Raw genomic sequence first — 18,665 nt, 5'->3', positions numbered from 1 at the left:
CGGATAGGCGGCGCAGGACATATGTAAGGAAATACCAAAAAAAACCCGGATGGCCAGGCCATCCGGGCTGTAAATGGGGGTGTGCCTAACCGCGGCAACGCCCCCTCCTTGATTGTTCAGGCGCCCACGGGCTTGCCGTCCTTCCGGCTGACCACGATCGTGGCGGACCGCGCGTCGCCGCCGCCGGCGCGCTTGGTGTTCCACGCGCCGTTCGGGTGCTGGATGTTGATGAAGAAGGTCGCGAGGTCGGGGGTATAGGCGATCCCCGTGATCTCGCAGCCCTTGGGGCCCACCAGGAAGCGCTTGGATTCGCCCGTTTCCTGGTCGATGTAGTACATCGAGTTGTTGCCGAAGATGTCGGTGATGTTCGAACCCGTGCCCGAGTCGGTCTGCACCCACAGGCGGCCCTGGGGATCGACGCGGATGCCGTCGGGGCTGGAGAACTCGTCGCCCTTGATGTTGCCGGTCACGTTGGCCGCGGCGCCGTCCGCCGGGTCCTGGCCGGCCAGCAGCAGCAGTTCCCATTCGAAGGTCGTGGCCAGCGGAGAATCGCCGCGTTCCTTCCAGCGCACGATGTGGCCGTGCGAATTGCTGATGCGCGGGTTGGCGGCGCTGGTGCGCTTGCGGCTGCCGTTGTTGGTCAGCGTGCAATAGACGGCCTTGTCCACGCCCACCGTGATCCACTCGGGGCGGTCCATCAGCGTGGCGCCGGCCACGCGCGCGGCGACCTTGGTGTTGATCAGTACGTCGGCCTGGCTGGCGAAGTTGACGATGACGGGCTTGGGCGGCTGGTCCGGCGCGGTCTGCGTGTAGTTGCCCGGATCGATGGCGTTCAGCGTGAGGTTGTTCTTGCCATGCGTCAGCTCGACCCAGTTGCCGGTGCCGTCGTCGTTGAAGCGGGCGGCGTACAGCGTGCCTTCGTCCAGCAGGTTCAGGTTGGCCGCGCGGTTCTTGGGATCGTAGGCCTTGCTGGGGATGAACTTGTAGATGCAGCCCGGCGTGCCGTCGTCGCCCATGTAGAACGCGACGCGGTTGGCCTCGTTCGTCATGTAGGCGGTGTTCTCGTGGTCGAAGCGGCCCATGGCGGTGCGCTTGACCGCGGTCGAGGTCGGCGTCTGGGGATCGATCTCGACCACCCAGCCGTAGCCCTTCTCGTCCTGCGTGGGATCCAGGTAGTTGTCAGTCGTCTCTTCGCAGGTCAGGTACGTGCCCCAGGGCGTCGGGCCGCTGGCGCAGTTGTTCAGCGTGCCCACCACCTTGCGGGTGCCGTTGACCGCCGAGGCGGCCGGGCCGCCGACGTTGTAGACGGTGTTGCCGGTATAGCGCTTGTTGTAGCGGGAGTTGGCCTTGACCGTCCAGTTGCCGTCGTCGCCGCGCGCGATCTCGACGACCGAGACGCCGACGTTGGACAGGCGCGTCTTGGTGCCTTCCACGGTCAGGTTCAGCGTGGCGTTATCGGTGCTTTCGTGGTTCAGGACCAGCAGGCCGCCCTTGTTGGGATCGACGCCGTCCAGCGCGTAGTAGTGCATGCCGTCGTGCTGGCCGCCGGCCTGCGTCTCGGTGTCCGGCCACGACTGGGGCGTGCCGGCGTATCCGGCGGAACCCGCCTCGCACTTGTCGCCGGCCGAATACAGGACCTGCACCTGGTAATCCTTGGGCACGGTCACGGTGTCGGCCGTGATCTTGTCGGCCAGCCGCTCGAACTTGACCGAGTAGTCGGGGCCGACCGGATCGGTACCGCCACCGCCACCGCCGCCTCCACCGCCACCCGGCGCCGGCGCGGAATCGCCATCGCTGCCACAGGCGGCCAGCGTCGTCGCACCGAAGACCGACAGGATCGACAGGCCGAAGCTGTTCCTGAGCAACGTGCGGCGTGCGGGGTTGGCGGCGACGATCTCGTCGAACATCTGGCCGGGGACGGTGACTTCTCCCTGCGCCTCGCGGGACGGAGCGCGCAATTTATCTGTCAGATAGGACATTCAAACCTCGTGGTGTGGAAAGACGGCATTAAGCTGCTTGTCAGCTTGACCGAGCGCGAGGTTAAAAGACCCATGTGACATCCGGGTTACGGACGAAAAAAGTCCGCCCCTCGGGGCGGACCCGGAAGCGCCTGTCGGGAATCAGCGCAGGTGCGCGGTGGCTTCTTCCTCGACCATGGCCTTGATCTCGCGGGCCATCGGCTCGCGCAGTTCTTCCAGCACGTGCGCCACCAGCCCGATGGCCCGCGACATGACGCCTATGCCCCGGACCACGCGCCAGGGAATGCCCAGTTCGCTGGCCACCGCGGCGATGGCGCCGGTGGCGTTGACCGGCAGGCTCTTGCCCAGGCGCGCCTGCGCCGCCTCGGCTACCGCCTGCATCAGGGCCACGTAAGGGCCGCCGTAGCCGTTTTCACGGGCGATCTCGAACAGACGCGGGGCGCGCGGATCGACCGGCTTGTGGATGTGATGGCCGATACCGGGAACCGTACGGCCGCGCGCCGCGTGCTCGTCGACGATGCGGGCGGCCAGGGCGGCGATGTCGCCGGGCTGGGCCGGATCCGGCAACGCATCCTGCAGCATGCGGGCGGCATTCTCCATGCTGCCGACGAATACGCTGCCCAAGCCGCTCAGCCCGGCCGCCACCGCCGCCTGCATGGCCTCGGGCGCGCCCGCCAGCGTCATGCGGGTCACGATGGCGCTGGGCGTCATGCCGTGCTCGACCAGGATCACCGCCAGCGCGTTGAACACGCGCGACTCGCGCTCGTTGGGCAGGCGGTCCATCATTTCCAGGAAAGCCATGTCGCCCAGCGACACCTTCCCCATGATGTCCTGGCACAGGTCCAGCCCCTTGATGGTGATCTTGTCTTCGGTGCTCCAGCAGATGTCGGTCTTCAGTTGCTTGCGCTTGGCCATGGGTCGTGTCTCCTTCGATGTCCGGTTCGCATTGTGCCCGCGGCAGGCGGGCGATGGGTTCAGGCTTGCAAGTCCACGGTCCGCTCCCTGACGGCGGGATCGTCGCGCAGCAGGTTCTTGGCGATCTTGTGCGTGGGCGTGTGCGGCAGCTCCGGCAGCAGCGCCACGTAGCGCGGCACCTTGATGGCCGCCAGCCGGGCACGGCACCACTCGGCCACGTCGGCCTCGGCCAGCGCGGCGCCCGGGCGCGGCGCCACCACCACCAGGATCTCGTCCTCGCCCAGTTCGGAGGGCACGGCCAGGGCCGCCGCCTCGAACACGGCGGGGTGCTCGTTGATGACCATTTCGAGTTCGGCGGCGGCGATGTTCTCGCCGCGGCGCCGGATGATGTCCTTCTTGCGCGAGACGTGGAAGAAGAAACCGTCGGCATCGCGCCGGACCAGGTCGCCGGTCTTGAGCCACTCGCCGTCGAAGGCCTGGCGGGTCTGTTCAGGGTCGCGGAAATATCCCTGCATGACGATGGGCGTGGCCACCCACAGTTCACCGATCTCGTCCACGCCCACGTCGTGGCCGGCGTCGTCCACCACCCGGCATCGCGCCCAGGGCCGGGCCGGATCCGGGTGCGCGGCCACCACGCCCATGCTGCCCGGTTTGTCGGGCCCGTCGTAGGGATTGCAGGTGACGCCCGGGATCTCGGTCATGCCGAATCCCGAGAACAGGTGCGGCACGCCGAACTCGTCGCGGAACGCGGGCGCCGACTTCCTGCGCACGCCGTACACCACCCGCAGGCGGTGATCGGGCCGGTACTCGCGCCGGTCGCGGGACGCCAGGATGGTGCCGATGGCCTCGATGATGTTGACCACCGTGGCGCCGTTGTCGGCCGCCACCTGCCAGAAGGTGGAGGCGGAGAAGCGCGGCACCAGGATCATCGCCGCCCCGGATGCCAGCACGCCGCCCACCGAATAGAACAGCGCGTTCATGTGGAAGAACGGCAGGATGACCATCAGCCTGTCGTCCGGTTGCAGGTGTACGCGCGCGACGTTGGCCTCGCCCGCGGTCACGAGGTTGTACTGGCTGTGCATGACCCCCTTGGGGAAGCCCGTGGTGCCGGAGGTATAGATGATGACGCAGGTATCGGACGCCGCCGGGACGGGTAGCGCACCCTCGGCCACGGACTGCGCCAGCGCGGCGGCCAGCGAGCCGGCATCGTCCGCCGGGCCGTCCGTCGCCATCAGCCAGGGAGGAGCCGGAAGCGCGGCGGCGATCGGCCGCACCAGATCGAGGAGGCGCGTCTGGACCAGGATGCCCTGCACCTCGGCGTGCCGCAGCGCGTAGTCCATCTCGCGCGGACCGAAATCGGGATTGACCGGCACCATGGTGGCCCCCAGCCGGGCCAGCGCGAACAGCGCCAGCACGTGTGCCCGGTCGTTGCGCCCGACCACCGCCACGCGCGAACCGGGTCCTATCCCCCGCGCGGCCAGGACATGGGCCAGGTGTTCATACCGCTGGCCGAATTCGCCCCAGTTCCAGCACTCGCCATCCTGGATCAGGAAAGGTTGGGACGCGCGGTCGGCGCACCGGCTCCGGAAAGCATCGTGCAGGGTCCCGTCGTGGGGACGATAGCGGTTCAGGACTTCGAGCGGACTTTTCATGGTCGAGCGGCCGGAAACAGAGAATTCGACCTTGCCAGTTTACTTCCTGGATACGTGCGTGCACAATTGTATTCAAACGCATACTGATAGCGCCCGACCCCCGCCTGCGGCGGCGCAACGGGCACGAACCCCGGCCCCCTCAGGAGGAGACATGAAGCACGCATTCGGCGCAGCGGTCTGTCTGGCCGCTTTCGCCCTGCCCGGCCACGCCGCGCCGGCCGACCACTATCCCGAAAAACCCGTCCGTATCGTGGTGCCGTTCGCCGCGGGCGGCGGCGGCGATTTCATCGCCCGCGCCTTCGCCGACAAGCTGTCGGCCACGCTGAAGCAGCCGGTCATCATCGACAACCGCGGTGGCGGCAATACCGTGACGGGCACCGAGGCCGTCGCCAAGGCCGAGCCCGACGGCTACACGTTGCTGATCGTCAGCCCCAGCTTCGCCACCAACCCCACGCTGCTGCCCAGGCTGCCCTACCGGACGCCGGATGATTTCGCGCCCATCGGCCTGGTCATCACCTATGCAATGGGGCTGGCCGCGCGCGCCAACCTGCCCGCCAACGACATCCCCCAATTGCTGGAACTGGCCGCCAGGCAGCCGGGCAAGCTGACCATCGCCACCTCGGGCGAGGGATCCGCCTCGCACCTGGCCACCGAGCTGTTCAAGGCCGCCACCCACGCCAACATCCTGGACGTGCCCTATCGCGGCGCCGGACCCGCCATGCTCGACGTCGCCAGCGGCCACGTGGACCTCGCGTTTACCGGCCTGTCGCAGATCAAACCCCACCTGGACAGCAAGCGGGCCAAGCTGCTGGCCACCAGCGGACTGCGGCGCCTGCAGTCGGCGCCCGACGTCAAGACCATCGCCGAACAGGGCGTCAAGGATTTCGAGGCGGTGGTGTGGTGGGGCATGTTCGCGCCGGCGGGCACGCCCAAGCCCATCATCGACAAGATCAACGGCGCGCTGCGCACCAGCCTCGCCGACCCGGAGGTCGCCAAGCGGTTCGAGGTCATCGACGGCGAGGTCCGCGTGTCGTCGCCGGCAGAATTCGACCGCTTCGTGCGCGAGGAGATCGCCCGCTGGAGCAAGCTGCTCAAACCTTCCAAGGCCACGACGGCTTCGCCTTGAACGAACGCGGCAAGCGGAGGCAAGGGACGGACTTGGTTATGATCCCTGCTTTGCCACCCGCCATTCCGCCGTCCATGCCCAGAAAGAAAGCGGCGCCCGCCGTGCCCAGCGCGAAAAGCCTGGGACAGACCTCGTGCTCGCGCGGCGAGCAGGCCTACCAGTATGTGCGCACCGCCATCCACACCGGCGAACTGGCTCCCGGCACGCGCCTGCGCGAGATCGAGCTGGCCGAACTGCTGGGCCTGAGCCGCACGCCCGTGCGCGAGGCCCTGAGCCGCCTGGAGAACGAAGGGCTCCTCGTGAACGAATCGGGCCGCGGACTCATCGTGACCGAACTCGACCAGAGCATGGTCAACGAGCTGTACGTCATGCGCGAGGTGCTGGAAGGCACGGCCGCGCGGCTGGCCGCGCGCCACGCCTCCGACGTGGAAGTCTCGGCCCTGCGGGAGATCGCCGACCGCGATGCCCACCTGGCCGGCCAGCCCGAGCAGCTCGCCATCAACAACCGCTTCTTCCATGACACGCTGTACCGCTGCGCCCACAACCGCTATCTGCTGAAGACGCTCAATTCGCTGCAGGAATCGATGGCGCTGCTGGGCCCCACCACGCTGACCATACCGGGGCGCGCCGACAGCAGCTCGCGCGAACACCAGGAAATGGTGGCGGCGCTGGAGCAGCGCGACCCCGATCTTGCCGAACGCATCACGCGCGAACACATCCGCGCCGCCTACAAGGTGCGGCTGACCCGCATGCTTCGCGCGCTGTGACGCGCGCCCCGGGCCGGCGATAGTTGCCTCTCCGCAACTATCGCCCGCGCCGTCATGTACGACCCGGTGCCGGGACCTTGGCCGCGCTTGTTTGTTGTAACGCAGCATCCTCGGGCGCGTACGCGCACGGCCCTCGCCATGGCATACGCAAACCCTCTCGCCCCCCACAAGACCCCGCCGCGCGATGCTGCGTCGCATGATCGTTGCGATGCGCATCGACCCTTGCCACGCCCTGCCCGTGCGGCCGCGAATGCACCGCCCCAGGCGGCCCGGCGGGCCAGGCCAAGCGCCGTGCCGTGCTCAACCGGGCATACAATGTTCGTTCACGTGCCGCTACTGTTCTACATATAAAACAATGGATTCTTCGCTTACCGATCAGGCGCTCGCCTATCATCAGTTCCCCATCGCCGGAAAGATCTCCGTCGTCCCCACCAAGCCCCTCGACAACCAGCACGACCTGTCGCTGGCCTATTCCCCCGGCGTCGCCGCCGCGTGCGAAGCCATCGCCAACGACCAGCAGGCCACGCGCTACTACACGTCGCGCTCGAACCTGGTGGCGGTCATCTCCAACGGCACCGCCGTACTCGGTCTGGGCAACATCGGCCCGTACGCCGCCAAGCCCGTCATGGAAGGCAAGGCCTGCCTGTTCCAGAAGTTCGCGGGCATCAACGTCTTCGACATCGAACTGGCCGAGACGGACCCCGACAAGCTGGTCGACGCCATCGCGATGATGGAGCCCACGTTCGGCGGCATCAATCTCGAGGACATCAAGGCGCCCGAGTGCTTCTACATCGAGCGCAAACTGACCGAGCGCATGTCGATCCCGGTCTTCCATGACGACCAGCACGGCACGGCCATCGTCGCCTCCGCCGGCATCGTCAACGGCCTGAAGCTGGCCGAGAAGTCGCTGGACCAGGTCAAGCTGGTCTGCTCGGGCGCCGGCGCCGCGGCCATCGCGTGCCTGGACCTGCTGGTGCGCCAGGGGCTGAAGAAGGAAAACATCCTGCTGGTGGACTCCAAGGGCGTGGTCTACGAAGGCCGCGACGCGTCGATGGAATTCAACAAGTCGCGCTATGCCTCCACCAGCGCCGCGCGCACGCTGGCCGACGCGGTCAAGGACGCCGACGTCTTCCTGGGATGCTCCGCCGCCGGATTGCTGACGCCGGAAATGGTCTCGACCATGGCGCTGCGCCCCCTGATCCTGGCGCTGGCCAATCCCGAACCCGAGATCCGTCCGGAAGTGGCCCGCGCCGTCCGCTCGGACTGCCTGATCGCGACGGGACGTTCGGACTACCCGAACCAGGTCAACAACGTCCTTTGCTTTCCCTTCCTGTTCCGCGGCGCGCTGGACGTGGAGGCCATGCGCATCACCGACGAAATGAAGCTCGCCTGCGTGAACGCCATCGCCAATCTCGCGCAGCAGCCCATCCCGCCCGAAGTCGCCAAGGCCTATCCCAACCACAAGCTGGAGTTCGGCCCGGACTACTTCATCCCCACGCCGTTCGACCCCCGCCTGATCAGCGAAGTCGCGTCCGCCGTCGCGCTGGCCGCGATGGATTCGGGCGTCGCGCGCCGTCCCATCGGCGACATCGACGCCTATCGCCAGTCGCTGCTGAAGTAGTCTTCCCACACGCTGGCGCAGGAGTGGAACGGCAATTTGCCTTCCGCCCTGGCGGCGTGCGGATCATCACCTGCTGGATACCCATCCAGGGCACAGCGGATCCGGCTCTGCCGGTCCGCCAGTGCCGCCCCCTTGGGGGCGCGCGAAGCGCGTAGGGGGGATCCATCCATTGAGGGCTTCTCATGTCGTCGTTCACGCACAAGATCGTCTTCCTGGACCGGGCCAGCCTGCAGGCCACCATCCGGCCACCCGCCTTCTCTCACGCCTGGGTCGATCACGAGATTTCCTCGCGCGATGAGGTCGTGGCGCGATTGAAGGATGCGTCCATCGCCGTCACCAACAAGGTGCCGCTGCGCCGCGCCGAACTGGACCAGTTGCCGGGGCTGAAGATGATCGCCGTGGCCGCGACCGGCACGGACATCATCGACCTGGCCGCCTGCCAGGAACGCGGCATCGTCGTATCGAACATCCGCAACTACGCCACGGCCTCGCTGCCCGAACACACCTTCGCGCTCATCCTGGCGCTGCGGCGCAACCTGCGCGCCTATGCCGCCGACGTCGAAGCCGGCAAGTGGCAGCGGTCGCAGCAGTTCTGTTTCCTCGACTACCCCATACGCGACCTGGCCGGCAGCCGGCTGGGCATCGTCGGCTACGGCGCGCTGGGACGATCGGTGGCCGCGCTGGGCCGCGCCTTCGGCATGGAGATCTGCGTCGCCAGCCGCTCGCCGGTGGACGAGCCGGGCATCGTGAACCTGCCCCTGCCGGAACTGCTGCGCACCGCGGACGTCGTCACGCTGCACCTGCCGCTCAGCGCCGCGACGCGCAACATGATCGGCCGCGCCGAACTGGCTTCCATGAAGCCCACCGCACTGCTCATCAACACCGCCCGCGGCGGGCTGGTGGACGAGGCGGCGCTGGCCGAGGCCCTGCGCGCCGGCACCATCGCCGGCGCCGGCTTCGACGTGGCCGATGGTGAACCGCCCACCGACGCCAATCCGCTGCTGCACGTCGGGCAACCCAATTTCATCCTGACCCCGCACGTGGCCTGGGCCAGCCAGGAAGCCATGCAGACGCTGGCCGACCAGCTGGTGGACAACCTGGAAGCCTTCGTCGCGGGCAAGCCGCGCAACGTGGTCCTGCCGAAGTAGAACTCGCGCATACGCGCAATTCCTCATGGACGATCCGTGGCCATGGATCGTCCATGAGCACGGAACGGGGCTAGGGTAGAGGGGTCTGTCAAGGATCTCTCATGCAGCCCACCGTCGGCTTCGTCCCGTCCTCCGCCCCCAGGCCCGCCTTCACGCTGTCGGAGCCGGAGCAGCCGCTTCCGGCAGATTCCTCCCGACGGGCGCCGCCCCCTCTCCTCGACCTGCGCAACGATCTGGTCTTCAAGCTGCTGTTCACGCGCGCGCCGCATCTGCTGGCCGACCTGATCAACGCCGTGCGCCACGACGAGACTCCCATCGTCGTCGAACGCATTCTCAACCCCCAGCTCGATGCCTGCGATCTGGACGGCAAGACCATCGTGCTGGATCTGCACGCGCGCGACGCGACCGGCCAGCTCTACAACATCGAGATGCAGGTGCGGCGCTACGAGCGCTGGCCGGCCCGCAGCGCCTACTACCTGGCCCGCACGCTGTCCGAGCAGATCCAGCGGGGCCAGGACTATGAACTGCTCAAGCCGGCGATCGCCATCCATTTCCTGGCGCACGATCTGTTCGACGATCCCGGGCAGGCGGACTGGCGTTTCGAATTGCGCGACCGGCGCCAGCCCACGATACGACTGGGCAAGGAACTCCAACTGCATATAATCGAACTACCCAAGGCGGAGCGCCTGGGGTGCCTGCCGGCGGCGCTGTCGGCCTGGGTCGCGTGTTTCCAGCACGGATGGGAGGAAGCCAGCATGAAGGACATCACCCACGAACCGGTGCGCGAAGCGGTCGGCAGGCTGAAGGTCCTGACCATGGACGAAGATGCGCGCTGGCGCGCGTATGCCCGCGAGAAGGCGATCGCCGACGATGCGGCGGCGCTGGCCTACGCGACTCGGACAGGGTTGGAACAGGGTCTCACGCGAGGACTTGAACAAGGTCTCGAACAAGGTCTCGAACAAGGTCTCGAACAAGGACTTGAACAAGGACTTGAACAAGGCCGCCGGCAAGGCGAGTCCGCCCTGCTCGAACGTCTCCTGGCCCGCCGCTTCGGCCCCCTGCCCGATGCCACGATCCAGCGCCTGCGCGACGCGTCGGGCCTCGACTTGGAAACCTGGTCCGCCAACCTGCTGGATGCCGCCACCTTGGCCGAGGTCTTCGGCGAATAATCCGCAAGCGGCGCTACACGCTGCCCGGCACCTGCCGCCAGCGCGCATGCCCCGCCGCCCGCAGCTCGCAGGCGGGGCAGGTCCCGCATCCGTAACCCCAGTCGAATCGCTTGCTGCGATCGCCCAGGTAGCAGGTATGGCTATGCTCGGCCACGACCTCGACCAGCGCGTCGCCGCCCAGGTCCTGGGCCAGTTGCCAGGTCTGAGCCTTGTCCAGCCACATCAGCGGCGTCTCGAAGGTGAAGCGCTGCCCCATGCCCAGCGACACCGCGACCTGCAAGGCCTTGACGGTATCGTCGCGGCAATCGGGATAGCCGGAGAAATCGGTTTCGCACATGCCGCCGACCACGACCTCCAGCCCGCGGCGATAGGCCAGCGCCGCGGCCATGGTCAGGAAGACCAGGTTGCGCCCCGGGACGAAAGTGTTGGGCAGTCCGGCGTCCGTCAGCCTGATCTCGGTGTCGCGCGTAAGCGCGGTATCGCTCAGCGCGCCCAGCACCGACAGGTCGATGGCGTGGTCCTCGCCCAGCCGGGGCGACCAGTCCGGGAAGCGGGCATGGACTTCGCGCAGCACGTTGCGGCGGGCATCGAGTTCCACGCGATGGCGCTGGCCGTAGTCGAAGCCCACGGTCTCGACCCGCGCATAGCGGTCCAGGGCCCAGGCCAGACAGGTCGTGGAGTCCTGGCCGCCGGAGAACAGGACGAGGGCCTTGCGTGCGTCCATCAATCGATGACCGCCGCGCAGGCGTCGGTGGGCGCCGCGGCAATGTCGCCCACCACGGGAACGATCTTGAGGCCGGCGGAGGCGATGCGGCAAGGCGCGGCCACCACGCCGCAGCCGTTCAGCGCGGTGGCGAAGACGAAGGCAAGCAGAAGACTTTTCATGTAGCCCTGGCAGGAGAATCGTGCGTGTCGCCACCAGGGTAGCACCATCGGATGGCGTGTCATGCACCGGGAGCCCACGGCTCCCGGCAGGCGGCCCGTCAGGCCTTGGCCAGGACCGGCTTGGCGCGTGGCCGGCCCAGGTCCGGCAGGAAGGCGGTCAACAGGCCCAGCAGCGGCAGGAACGAGCACAGGTGGTAGACGTATTCGATGCTGGTCACATCGGCCACCTTGCCCAGCACCGCGGCCCCCAGGCCGCCCATGCCGAACGCGAAGCCGAAGAACAGGCCCGATACGGTACCCACCTTGCCCGGCATCAGCTCCTGCGCGAACACCAGGATCGCGGAGAAGGCCGACGCCAGGATCAGGCCGATGACGAAACTCAGGATGCCGGTCCACGCCAGGTCCACGTAGGGCAGCACCAGCGCGAAGGGCGCCACGCCCAGGATGGACCCCCAGATCACCTTCTTGCGGCCGATGCGGTCGCCGATGGGGCCACCCAGTATCGTGCCCAGCGCGACCGCGATCAGGAAGGCGAACAGGTGCATCTGCGCGGCCTGCACCGAGACGTCAAAGCGGTCCATCAGGTAGAAGGTGTAGTAGCTCGTGAAGCTCGCCATGTAGAAATACTTGGAGAACAGCAACGTCAGCAGGATGGCCATCGAACCCGTGACGGTGCCGCGGCTGAGCGTGGGCGCGGGCGCCGCCGGCCGGGCCTTGCGCGGACCGGACAGGTGCTGCCGCTTGTACCAGGCGCCCACCTGGTAGAGCACGACCATGGCCAGCAGCGCGGCCAGCGCGAACCACGCCAGGCTGTCCTGGCCGCGCGGGATGATGAACCAGGCAGCCAGCAGCGGACCCATGGCGCTGCCGGCATTGCCGCCCACCTGGAAGATGGACTGCGCCAGGCCGTGGCGGCCGCCCGACACCAGGCGCGCGACGCGCGACGACTCGGGATGGAAGATGGACGACCCGGTGCCCAGCAGCGCCGCGGCCACCAGCAGCATGGCGTAGTTGGGCGCGAAGGCCAGCAGCACGATGCCGGCCATGCTGCACGCCATGCCCATGGGCAGCGAATAGGGCTTGGGATTACGGTCGGTGTACAAACCGACCAGCGGCTGCAGCAGCGACGCGGTCAACTGATAGAGCAGCGTGATCAGGCCGATCTGCGTGAACGACAGCGAGAACTCGCTTTTCAGGAGCGGATACACCGCCAGGATCAGCGACTGCAGCATGTCGTTCAGGAAGTGCGAGAAGCTGATCGCGCCCAGTATCTTGAAGCCGGTGCGTTCAGCCTGGGCGGGCGGAACTTGGGCAGGGTTGACGCTTTGCATGGGGTCTCTGGATATGCCCGATGGGCTCAGGGTTTTTACGTATTTTCGTAAGCGTACCTGTCCAGATTGCGCCTGTCTTGCGAAAATAAGGCACACGCCTTCTAGAAATGGACAAAAGCCTCCCTTTTCCCGACTACCACGACTACGACCGCCGCGAGCGGCCGGTCACGGCCATGGCCAAGGACTTCCCGCCGGACTACCGCACCGGTCCGCACCAGCATCCGTCGGGCCAACTGGTCTACGCGCTGTATGGCGTGGTGGTCGCGCATACCGAGATGGGGCGGTGGGTCGTACCGCCCACCCGGGCCCTGTGGATGCCGCCTTCGGTGCGCCACGAACTGCGCATGGTGGGAGCGGTACGGATGCGCACGGCCTACATCCATGCGGAGGCCTCCCGGCAATTGCCGCCCCATTGCTCGGTCATGGCGATCTCGCCGCTGCTGCGCGAGCTGATCCTGGCGGCGATCGACATCCACGGCCCCTACGACGAGCACACCCGCGACGGCCGGGTGATGCGGCTGCTGCTGGACGAGCTGCGGCAACTGCCCACGCTGCCGCTGCGCCTGCCCCGTCCCGCCGAGCCGCGCCTGCAGGCGGTGTGCGAGGCCATCGTCGCCGCCCCCGACGACAAGACCACCGCCCAGGGCTGGGCGCACCGGCTGGGCGTGGACGCCAAGACCGTGCACCGTCTTTTCGTGCGCGAAACCGGCATGACCTTCGGCCAATGGCGCCAGCAGGCGCGGCTGCTGGCCGCGCTGGAGCGCCTGGCCGAGGGCGCGAAGATCCTGGACGTGGCGCTGGAGCTGGGCTATGCCAGCCCCAGCGCGTTCTCGACCATGTTCAAACGGCAGTTCGGCGTGGCGCCGAGCGCCTTCTTCGACCAGTAGCCGGCGTCTCCGGTCAGGGCTGGTCCAGGAAATCCGCCACGACGGCGTTGAACCAGTCCTCGCGCTCGAGGTGCGCCGCGTGGCCGCAGCCCGGCAGCACGCACAGGCTGGCGCCCGGAATGGCCTGGCGCAGCGCCAGGCCGGCATCGGGCGGATGCGTATGGTCATGCTCGCCCAGGATGACCAGCACCCGCGCCGTCACGCCGTCCAGCCTGCCGGTGAAATCCGCCCGCTGCATGGCTTCGATCGCGGCGATGCCCGCCTGCTCCGACATGCGCGCGCCGTCCTCGGCACAGGGGGCATGATGCGGGTCGTCCTCGCCACGCGCGAACCACGCCGCCGCTACGCGGCGCACGCAGGACGCCACGCCGTCCTCGCGCAGCCGGGCGATGGTGCGCTCGGCCGGCTCGAAGCGGCGGCGCGGATCGATGCGCAGTCCCGCGCCGTACAGCACCGCGCGGCGCACGCGCGCCGGATGCGCGCGCAGCAATTCCTGCACGATGAAGCCGGCCATCGAATGCCCCAGCACGTCGAACCGCGCGAGGCCCTGCGCATCGGCCTGCCGCAGGGCCTCGGCGGCGAAGCCCGCCAGGTCCGGGCAGGGCGGCTCGCCGCCGCGCGCGCCGAACCCCGGCCAGTCGAAGGCCGCGCAGCGGCGGTCCGCCAGCGCCGCCATGGTCGGCCGCCAGATGGCCGACGAAGCGCCGAAGCCGTGCAGCAACAGCAAGGGCGTGCCGCGCGCCATCGTCAGTTGTCCAGCATCACGCCGGACTTGCGCACGATATCCTGCCAGCGCCGCGCCTCGCCGCGCAGTTCGGCCTCGAATTCGGCGGGCGAGCCCTTGCCCGGCACGAAGCCGCCCTGGGCGTAGGCCTCGCGCACCTGGGGCATGGCCAGCACCTCGTTCAGCGCCTGCGACAGGGTCGCGATAACCGCCGGATCCGTGCCCTTGGGCGCCGCCAGGCCCCACCAGTTGCTGAGCACGACGTCGGGCATGCCGGCCTCGGACGCGGTGGGCACCTCCTTCAAGCCCGGATAGCGGGTCGGCGAAGCGACGGCCAACGCGCGCACGCGCCCTTGCGGCATGTACGAGGCGGCGATGCTGTAGCCGCCGATGTAGAGCTGGATCTCGTTGGCCAGCAGGGCCTGCACACCCAGCGACGACCCGCGGTACGGAATGTGGGTCATGTTCGCGTGCATCGCCTCGCTCAGCATGTAGGCCGACAGATGGGGTGTGGTGCCGGCCCCCGGCGAACCGTAGTTCAGCTTGCCCGCGTGCTGCCTGGCGTACCGCGCGAAGGCGGCGTAGTCCTGCGCCGGCACCGCCGCGCTGATGTAGATGAAGGCGGGCACGTCGGCCAGCTTGCCCACCATCGCCAGGTCCTCCAGCGGATCGAAGCCCAGCTTGCGATACAGGAACTGGTTGATGACGAAGTTGTTGGTCGCCCCCAGCACCAGCGTGTAGCCATCGGGCTTGGCGCGCACCACGTCCTGCACGCCGATGTTGCCGCCCGCCCCGGTACGGTAGTCGATGACCAGGGGCTGGCCCAGCCGCTTCTCCAGCAGCGGCTGCACCTGGCGGATGGCGATGTCGCCCGCTGCTCCGGGTGCGTAGGGCAGCACGAGGCGTATGGGCCGGTCGGGATAGCCGGCTCGTGCGCCGGCGGCAAGGCAACAGAGGAGGCCGGCGGCGAACAGCGCGGCACGGCGGCTAACGGTATCGGTCACGGCATGCCCTCCTGGAAAGATGCGCCGGATGCCGCCGGCGCGGCGGCGCTACAGGTCGATGCGCATCAGGTCGTGCGCCAGGCGCAGCGGACCGTCGTAGTTCTTGCGTATGTCGGTCACGATCTCGTCCATCAGGTGCGGCCCCATCAGTTCCACCGGCAGGTGCTTGGCGGCGGCGCGCCGGAGCACCGGGCTGGTGGAATCGAAGTGGCCGAAGTGCGTGGCCACCAGGCTCTTCACGTTGGCCCGGCGGGCGATCTTGCCCAGGTCCGTGGGGCTGGTGTGGGAATAGGTTCCCACACCGGTCTTGGCGCGGTGGGCGATGAAGGACTCGGGGAAGGTGCACTCGTGGATCAGCAGGTCGGCGTCCTGGGCCAGCCGCACCATGGCGTCGCAGGGAGCGGTGTCGCCGCTGAAGGCGATGACCTTGCCCTCGGCCTCGACCCGCACCCCGAAGCATTCGCAGATGTCGCGCGGGATGTGCTCGACCCAGTCCACCGAAATCTTCACCTTGTCGTCCTCGAACACCACGCCGGGCTGAACCTCGCGCACCTCGGGCCGCGCCGCCTCGATGTTCTGCTGGCGCACGGGATAGGCGCTGCGGGCGCGGAAATCGGCCTGGAAGGCGCCGTGCTCGAACAGGTGGTCGACGAAATGCCGGGTGCCCTTGGGGCCCAGCACCAGCGGCGCGCCGGTCTTGTTCAGCATCCAGCTGGAGATGACGAAATAGGGGTAGTCGCAGATGTGGTCGTGGTGCAGGTGGGTCAGGAAGACGAATCCCACCTTGGCCGGGTCCACGTTGGCGCGCACCATCTGCCGCGTGGCGCCCTCGCCGCAATCGAACAGGTAGTGCCGGTCTTCGTCCAGCGTCAGCAGGATGGCCGACTGGCCTCGGTCGGGGTCGGGCAAGGCGGCGCCGGTGCCCAGCATCGTGATCTTCATCGGGGTCTCGCGGGTAGGGGAAAAACGGGCCCAGTGTAGGCACGCAGTGACTACCAATGCATAAATTCTTAGAATCAAGTGAAAACCAACAGGAATCACACTGTGGACACCGCCTACCGCATCCCTACCGTCCGCCAGATCCGTTCCAGGCTGCGGCTGCGCCACCTGGACCTGCTCGAGGCGCTGCACGCCACCGGCAGCGTGCACAAGGCCGCCGCGCGCCTGGGCATGACCCAGCCCGCCGCCAGCAAGCTGCTGGTGGAACTGGAAGCAGCCTTCGGCGTGCCGCTGTTCGTGCGCTCGCGCCGCGGCATCTCGCCCACGCCCTATGGCGAGACGCTGGTGCAGAAGGCCGGCGTACTGCTGGCGGACCTGGACGGGGCCCGCAACGAGATCGAGGCGCTGACCCGGGGTGCCACCGGCCGGGTGCGCGCCGGCGTGCTGCAGGTGGTGCTGCCGGTGCTGGTGCCGCGCGCGCTGGCGCGCATGCACGAGGCCCATGCGGGCATCACCGTCATGATCCAGGAGGGCACCAACGACCTGCTGCTGGCGGCGCTGGCGCGGGGCGAGCTGGACTGCATCATCGGACGCCTGATGCAGGGCGCCTCGCAGGCCATGTTCCGCACCGAAGTGCTGTACGACGAACCCATCTACGTCGTGGCGCGGGTGGGACATCCGCTCGCGCGCTCGAACCGCGTGACGCCGGCCACGCTGGCCCGGCAATCCTGGATCCTGCCCCCGCCCGATGCGCCGCTGCGCCAGCGCATCGACGCCTATTTCGCCGAACAAGGCCTCACGCTGGGCGTGCCGCTGGCCGAATCCGTCTCGCTGCTGGCCAACGAGGTCCTGCTGCGCAATACCGACGTGCTGGCCGCCATGCCCCGCGGCGTCGCCCGGCACTATGCCCGGCTGGGGATACTGACCATCTTGAACTTCCGGCCGTCGTGGGCCTTGCCTTCGGTGGGGGTCGTGCTACGCTCGGACGTGGCGCCTTCGCCCGCGCTGGAATTCTTCCTGCGGGCGGTCCGGGAAGAAGCCGCCGGAATGCGCCAGCAAGCGGAACAGGAGTAAAGGCTGGGGCCTGAAATCCCCTCGTCCCGCACTGACGATCATCAACAAACAGGAAACAAACCCTTCCGTTCTATACGATTGATTGCCTGACAGCACGCGCCTATATTGCCGACAAAGGCCACGCCACAGGAGCCGCCATGTCCGCCTCGAGCGCCCACCGTCTGCCCACGTTCTTCATCCCCCATGGAGGAGGCCCCTGCTTCTTCATGGACTGGCCCGGCGATCCCCGCATGTGGGACCGCATGGCCGCTTTCCTGAAGGGGCTCGCCGCGTCGGCAGGCCCCCGTCCCAAAGCGGTGCTGGTGATTTCCGGCCACTGGGAAGAGGACGACTTCACCGTCAATGCCAGTCCCAACCCGCCGCTGCTGTTCGACTACTACGGCTTTCCCGAACACACCTACCGGCTGCAATACCCGGCGCCCGGTTCGCCCGCGCTGGCCGGCCGCGTGCGCGAGCTGCTGGGGCAGGCGGGCATCGCTTGCGGCTCGAACACCGAGCGGGGGCTGGACCACGGCGTGTTCGTGCCGTTCAAGCTGATCTTTCCCGATGCCGACGTTCCCGTCGTCCAGCTGTCGATGAAGACGGGCCTGGATCCCGAGGCTCACCTGGCGGCCGGACGCGCGCTCGCGCCGCTGCGCGACGAAGGCGTGCTGATCGTGGGCAGCGGCATGAGCTTCCACAACATGCGGGGCTTCGCGCCGGCGTTCAAGCCGGCCTCGCAGCGCTTCGACGACTGGCTGGCCGACACCGTGGCGCTGCCGCGCGAGGCCCGCGAACAGGCGCTGGCGAACTGGACGTCGGCGCCCGACGCGCGCGTCGCGCAGCCCCGGCCCGATCACCTGCTGCCGCTGATGGTGGCGGCGGGCGCGGCCGGCAACGACCCCGGCAGCCGCATCTTCCAGGATGAAGTCATGAACGTAGTCGTCTCCGCCACCCGCTTTGGGTAAGGAAACCCATCCCCCCTACGCCCTACGGGCGCCCTGGATCTGGACACAGTCTTTTTCACCCGCGTGTCACTCTTGAAGGAAATAGCCAATGCAGACCTCCACCAACGACACCCTCGCCATCTGGGCCCCCCGCGCGCAAGCCGTCATGCGCATCGTCATCGCCTACGTGTTCCTGCAGCACGGCACGGCCAAGTTCTTCGACATTCCGTCGCTGGGCATGCAAGGCATCCAGCTGTTCTCGCTGATGGGCCTGGCCGGCGTGCTGGAAATCGGCGGCGGCCTGCTGATGATCCTGGGCCTGTTCACCCGGCCGGTGGCGTTCATCCTGTGCGGCTTCACGGCCGTGGCCTACTTCATGGCGCATGCACCCAAGGCCTTCCTGAGCCCGCTGCAGAACGGCGGCGAACCGGCGGTGCTGTACTGCTTCGTGTTCCTGTTCTTCGCCGTGGCCGGCGCGGGCGCCTTCAGCATCGACGCATCGCGCGGCAAGGCTTGAA

At 67.9% G+C, this 18,665-nt stretch carries 17 protein-coding genes and 1 pseudogene; 9 read left to right on the top strand and 9 right to left on the bottom strand.

What is annotated here, in order from left to right; translation table 11 throughout:
- Window positions 1-116: 116 nt before the first annotated feature.
- The 3 genes from WKR98_RS05550 to WKR98_RS05540 all read right to left on the bottom strand — a co-directional run bounded on the left by WKR98_RS05550 (window position 117) and on the right by WKR98_RS05540 (window position 4,546).
- Complete coding sequence (locus tag WKR98_RS05550) at window positions 117-1,979, bottom strand: PhoX family protein (protein WP_341432316.1); 1,863 nt, start codon at window positions 1,977-1,979, stop codon at window positions 117-119.
- Between the two features lie 141 nt (window positions 1,980-2,120).
- Window positions 2,121-2,894 (bottom strand): citryl-CoA lyase, encoded by a 774-nt coding sequence (locus WKR98_RS05545; protein WP_124687196.1) that lies wholly within the window; start codon window positions 2,892-2,894, stop codon window positions 2,121-2,123.
- Window positions 2,895-2,953: 59 nt separating this feature from the next.
- Window positions 2,954-4,546 carry a class I adenylate-forming enzyme family protein gene (locus WKR98_RS05540; RefSeq protein ID WP_341432315.1) on the bottom strand — a complete coding sequence of 531 codons (1,593 nt, stop codon included), beginning with the start codon at window positions 4,544-4,546 and terminating at the stop codon, window positions 2,954-2,956.
- A gap of 151 nt (window positions 4,547-4,697) precedes the next feature.
- On the opposite strand from WKR98_RS05540, the gene WKR98_RS05535 reads away from it, so the two are divergent.
- From WKR98_RS05535 to WKR98_RS05515, 5 genes and pseudogenes are all read left to right on the top strand, one after another.
- On the top strand, window positions 4,698-5,672 hold the full coding sequence (locus WKR98_RS05535) for a Bug family tripartite tricarboxylate transporter substrate binding protein (RefSeq protein WP_341432314.1): 975 nt from the start codon (window positions 4,698-4,700) through the stop codon (window positions 5,670-5,672).
- A gap of 74 nt (window positions 5,673-5,746) precedes the next feature.
- Entirely contained in the window at window positions 5,747-6,439 is a 693-nt protein-coding gene (locus tag WKR98_RS05530) for a GntR family transcriptional regulator (RefSeq protein WP_124687193.1), read from the top strand.
- Between the two features lie 355 nt (window positions 6,440-6,794).
- A pseudogene (locus WKR98_RS05525) lies at window positions 6,795-8,051 on the top strand (malic enzyme-like NAD(P)-binding protein); the annotation flags it as partial.
- A 191-nt stretch (window positions 8,052-8,242) separates the two neighbouring features.
- Window positions 8,243-9,208, top strand: a complete 966-nt coding sequence (locus WKR98_RS05520; RefSeq protein WP_341432313.1) for a D-2-hydroxyacid dehydrogenase — start codon at window positions 8,243-8,245, stop codon at window positions 9,206-9,208.
- Window positions 9,209-9,309: 101 nt separating this feature from the next.
- On the top strand, window positions 9,310-10,377 hold the full coding sequence (locus WKR98_RS05515; protein ID WP_341432312.1) for an Rpn family recombination-promoting nuclease/putative transposase: 1,068 nt from the start codon (window positions 9,310-9,312) through the stop codon (window positions 10,375-10,377).
- Between the two features lie 13 nt (window positions 10,378-10,390).
- Here WKR98_RS05515 and queC read toward each other — a convergent pair whose 3' ends face one another.
- From queC to WKR98_RS05500, 3 genes are all read right to left on the bottom strand, one after another.
- Window positions 10,391-11,101, bottom strand: a complete 711-nt coding sequence (gene queC, locus WKR98_RS05510; RefSeq protein WP_124687189.1) for a 7-cyano-7-deazaguanine synthase QueC — start codon at window positions 11,099-11,101, stop codon at window positions 10,391-10,393.
- Window positions 11,101-11,262 carry a DUF6726 family protein gene (locus WKR98_RS05505; RefSeq protein ID WP_192901781.1) on the bottom strand — a complete coding sequence of 54 codons (162 nt, stop codon included), beginning with the start codon at window positions 11,260-11,262 and terminating at the stop codon, window positions 11,101-11,103. Before WKR98_RS05505 ends, queC begins: the two co-directional genes overlap by 1 nt.
- Window positions 11,263-11,360: 98 nt before the next feature.
- Window positions 11,361-12,593: an MFS transporter gene (locus WKR98_RS05500; RefSeq protein WP_124687188.1), complete on the bottom strand. Its 1,233-nt coding sequence runs from the start codon at window positions 12,591-12,593 to the stop codon at window positions 11,361-11,363.
- Window positions 12,594-12,700: 107 nt separating this feature from the next.
- Here WKR98_RS05500 and WKR98_RS05495 point away from each other — a divergent pair, with 107 nt between their 5' ends.
- The gene (locus WKR98_RS05495; RefSeq protein ID WP_341432311.1) at window positions 12,701-13,480 is read left to right on the top strand and encodes an AraC family transcriptional regulator; all 780 of its coding nucleotides are present in this window, start codon (window positions 12,701-12,703) and stop codon (window positions 13,478-13,480) included.
- A gap of 13 nt (window positions 13,481-13,493) precedes the next feature.
- Here the strand turns inward: WKR98_RS05495 and WKR98_RS05490 are convergent, their stop codons facing one another.
- From WKR98_RS05490 to WKR98_RS05480, 3 genes are read right to left on the bottom strand one after another with little or no spacing between them, the layout of a single operon-like run.
- Window positions 13,494-14,225 carry an alpha/beta fold hydrolase gene (locus tag WKR98_RS05490; RefSeq protein ID WP_341432310.1) on the bottom strand — a complete coding sequence of 244 codons (732 nt, stop codon included), beginning with the start codon at window positions 14,223-14,225 and terminating at the stop codon, window positions 13,494-13,496.
- Between the two features lie 2 nt (window positions 14,226-14,227).
- Window positions 14,228-15,208, bottom strand: a complete 981-nt coding sequence (locus WKR98_RS05485; protein WP_238160250.1) for a Bug family tripartite tricarboxylate transporter substrate binding protein — start codon at window positions 15,206-15,208, stop codon at window positions 14,228-14,230.
- 48 nt (window positions 15,209-15,256) lie between these two features.
- Window positions 15,257-16,150 (bottom strand): MBL fold metallo-hydrolase, encoded by an 894-nt coding sequence (locus WKR98_RS05480; protein WP_130356362.1) that lies wholly within the window; start codon window positions 16,148-16,150, stop codon window positions 15,257-15,259.
- A gap of 102 nt (window positions 16,151-16,252) precedes the next feature.
- Here WKR98_RS05480 and WKR98_RS05475 point away from each other — a divergent pair, with 102 nt between their 5' ends.
- The 3 genes from WKR98_RS05475 (at window position 16,253) to WKR98_RS05465 (ending at window position 18,664) form a co-directional block, all read left to right on the top strand.
- Window positions 16,253-17,221, top strand: a complete 969-nt coding sequence (locus WKR98_RS05475) for a LysR substrate-binding domain-containing protein (protein ID WP_124687184.1) — start codon at window positions 16,253-16,255, stop codon at window positions 17,219-17,221.
- A gap of 137 nt (window positions 17,222-17,358) precedes the next feature.
- Window positions 17,359-18,168 (top strand): DODA-type extradiol aromatic ring-opening family dioxygenase, encoded by an 810-nt coding sequence (locus tag WKR98_RS05470; RefSeq protein ID WP_341432309.1) that lies wholly within the window; start codon window positions 17,359-17,361, stop codon window positions 18,166-18,168.
- 88 nt (window positions 18,169-18,256) lie between these two features.
- Window positions 18,257-18,664: a DoxX family protein gene (locus tag WKR98_RS05465; protein WP_152798378.1), complete on the top strand. Its 408-nt coding sequence runs from the start codon at window positions 18,257-18,259 to the stop codon at window positions 18,662-18,664.
- Window position 18,665 lies beyond the last annotated feature (1 nt).

The organism is Pigmentiphaga sp. YJ18 (assembly GCF_038066655.1).
Classification (GTDB): Bacteria; Pseudomonadota; Gammaproteobacteria; order Burkholderiales; family Burkholderiaceae_B; genus Pigmentiphaga.
Note: the sequence above shows the minus strand (reverse complement) of the source record. Positions and strands in the feature narration are given on the sequence as shown.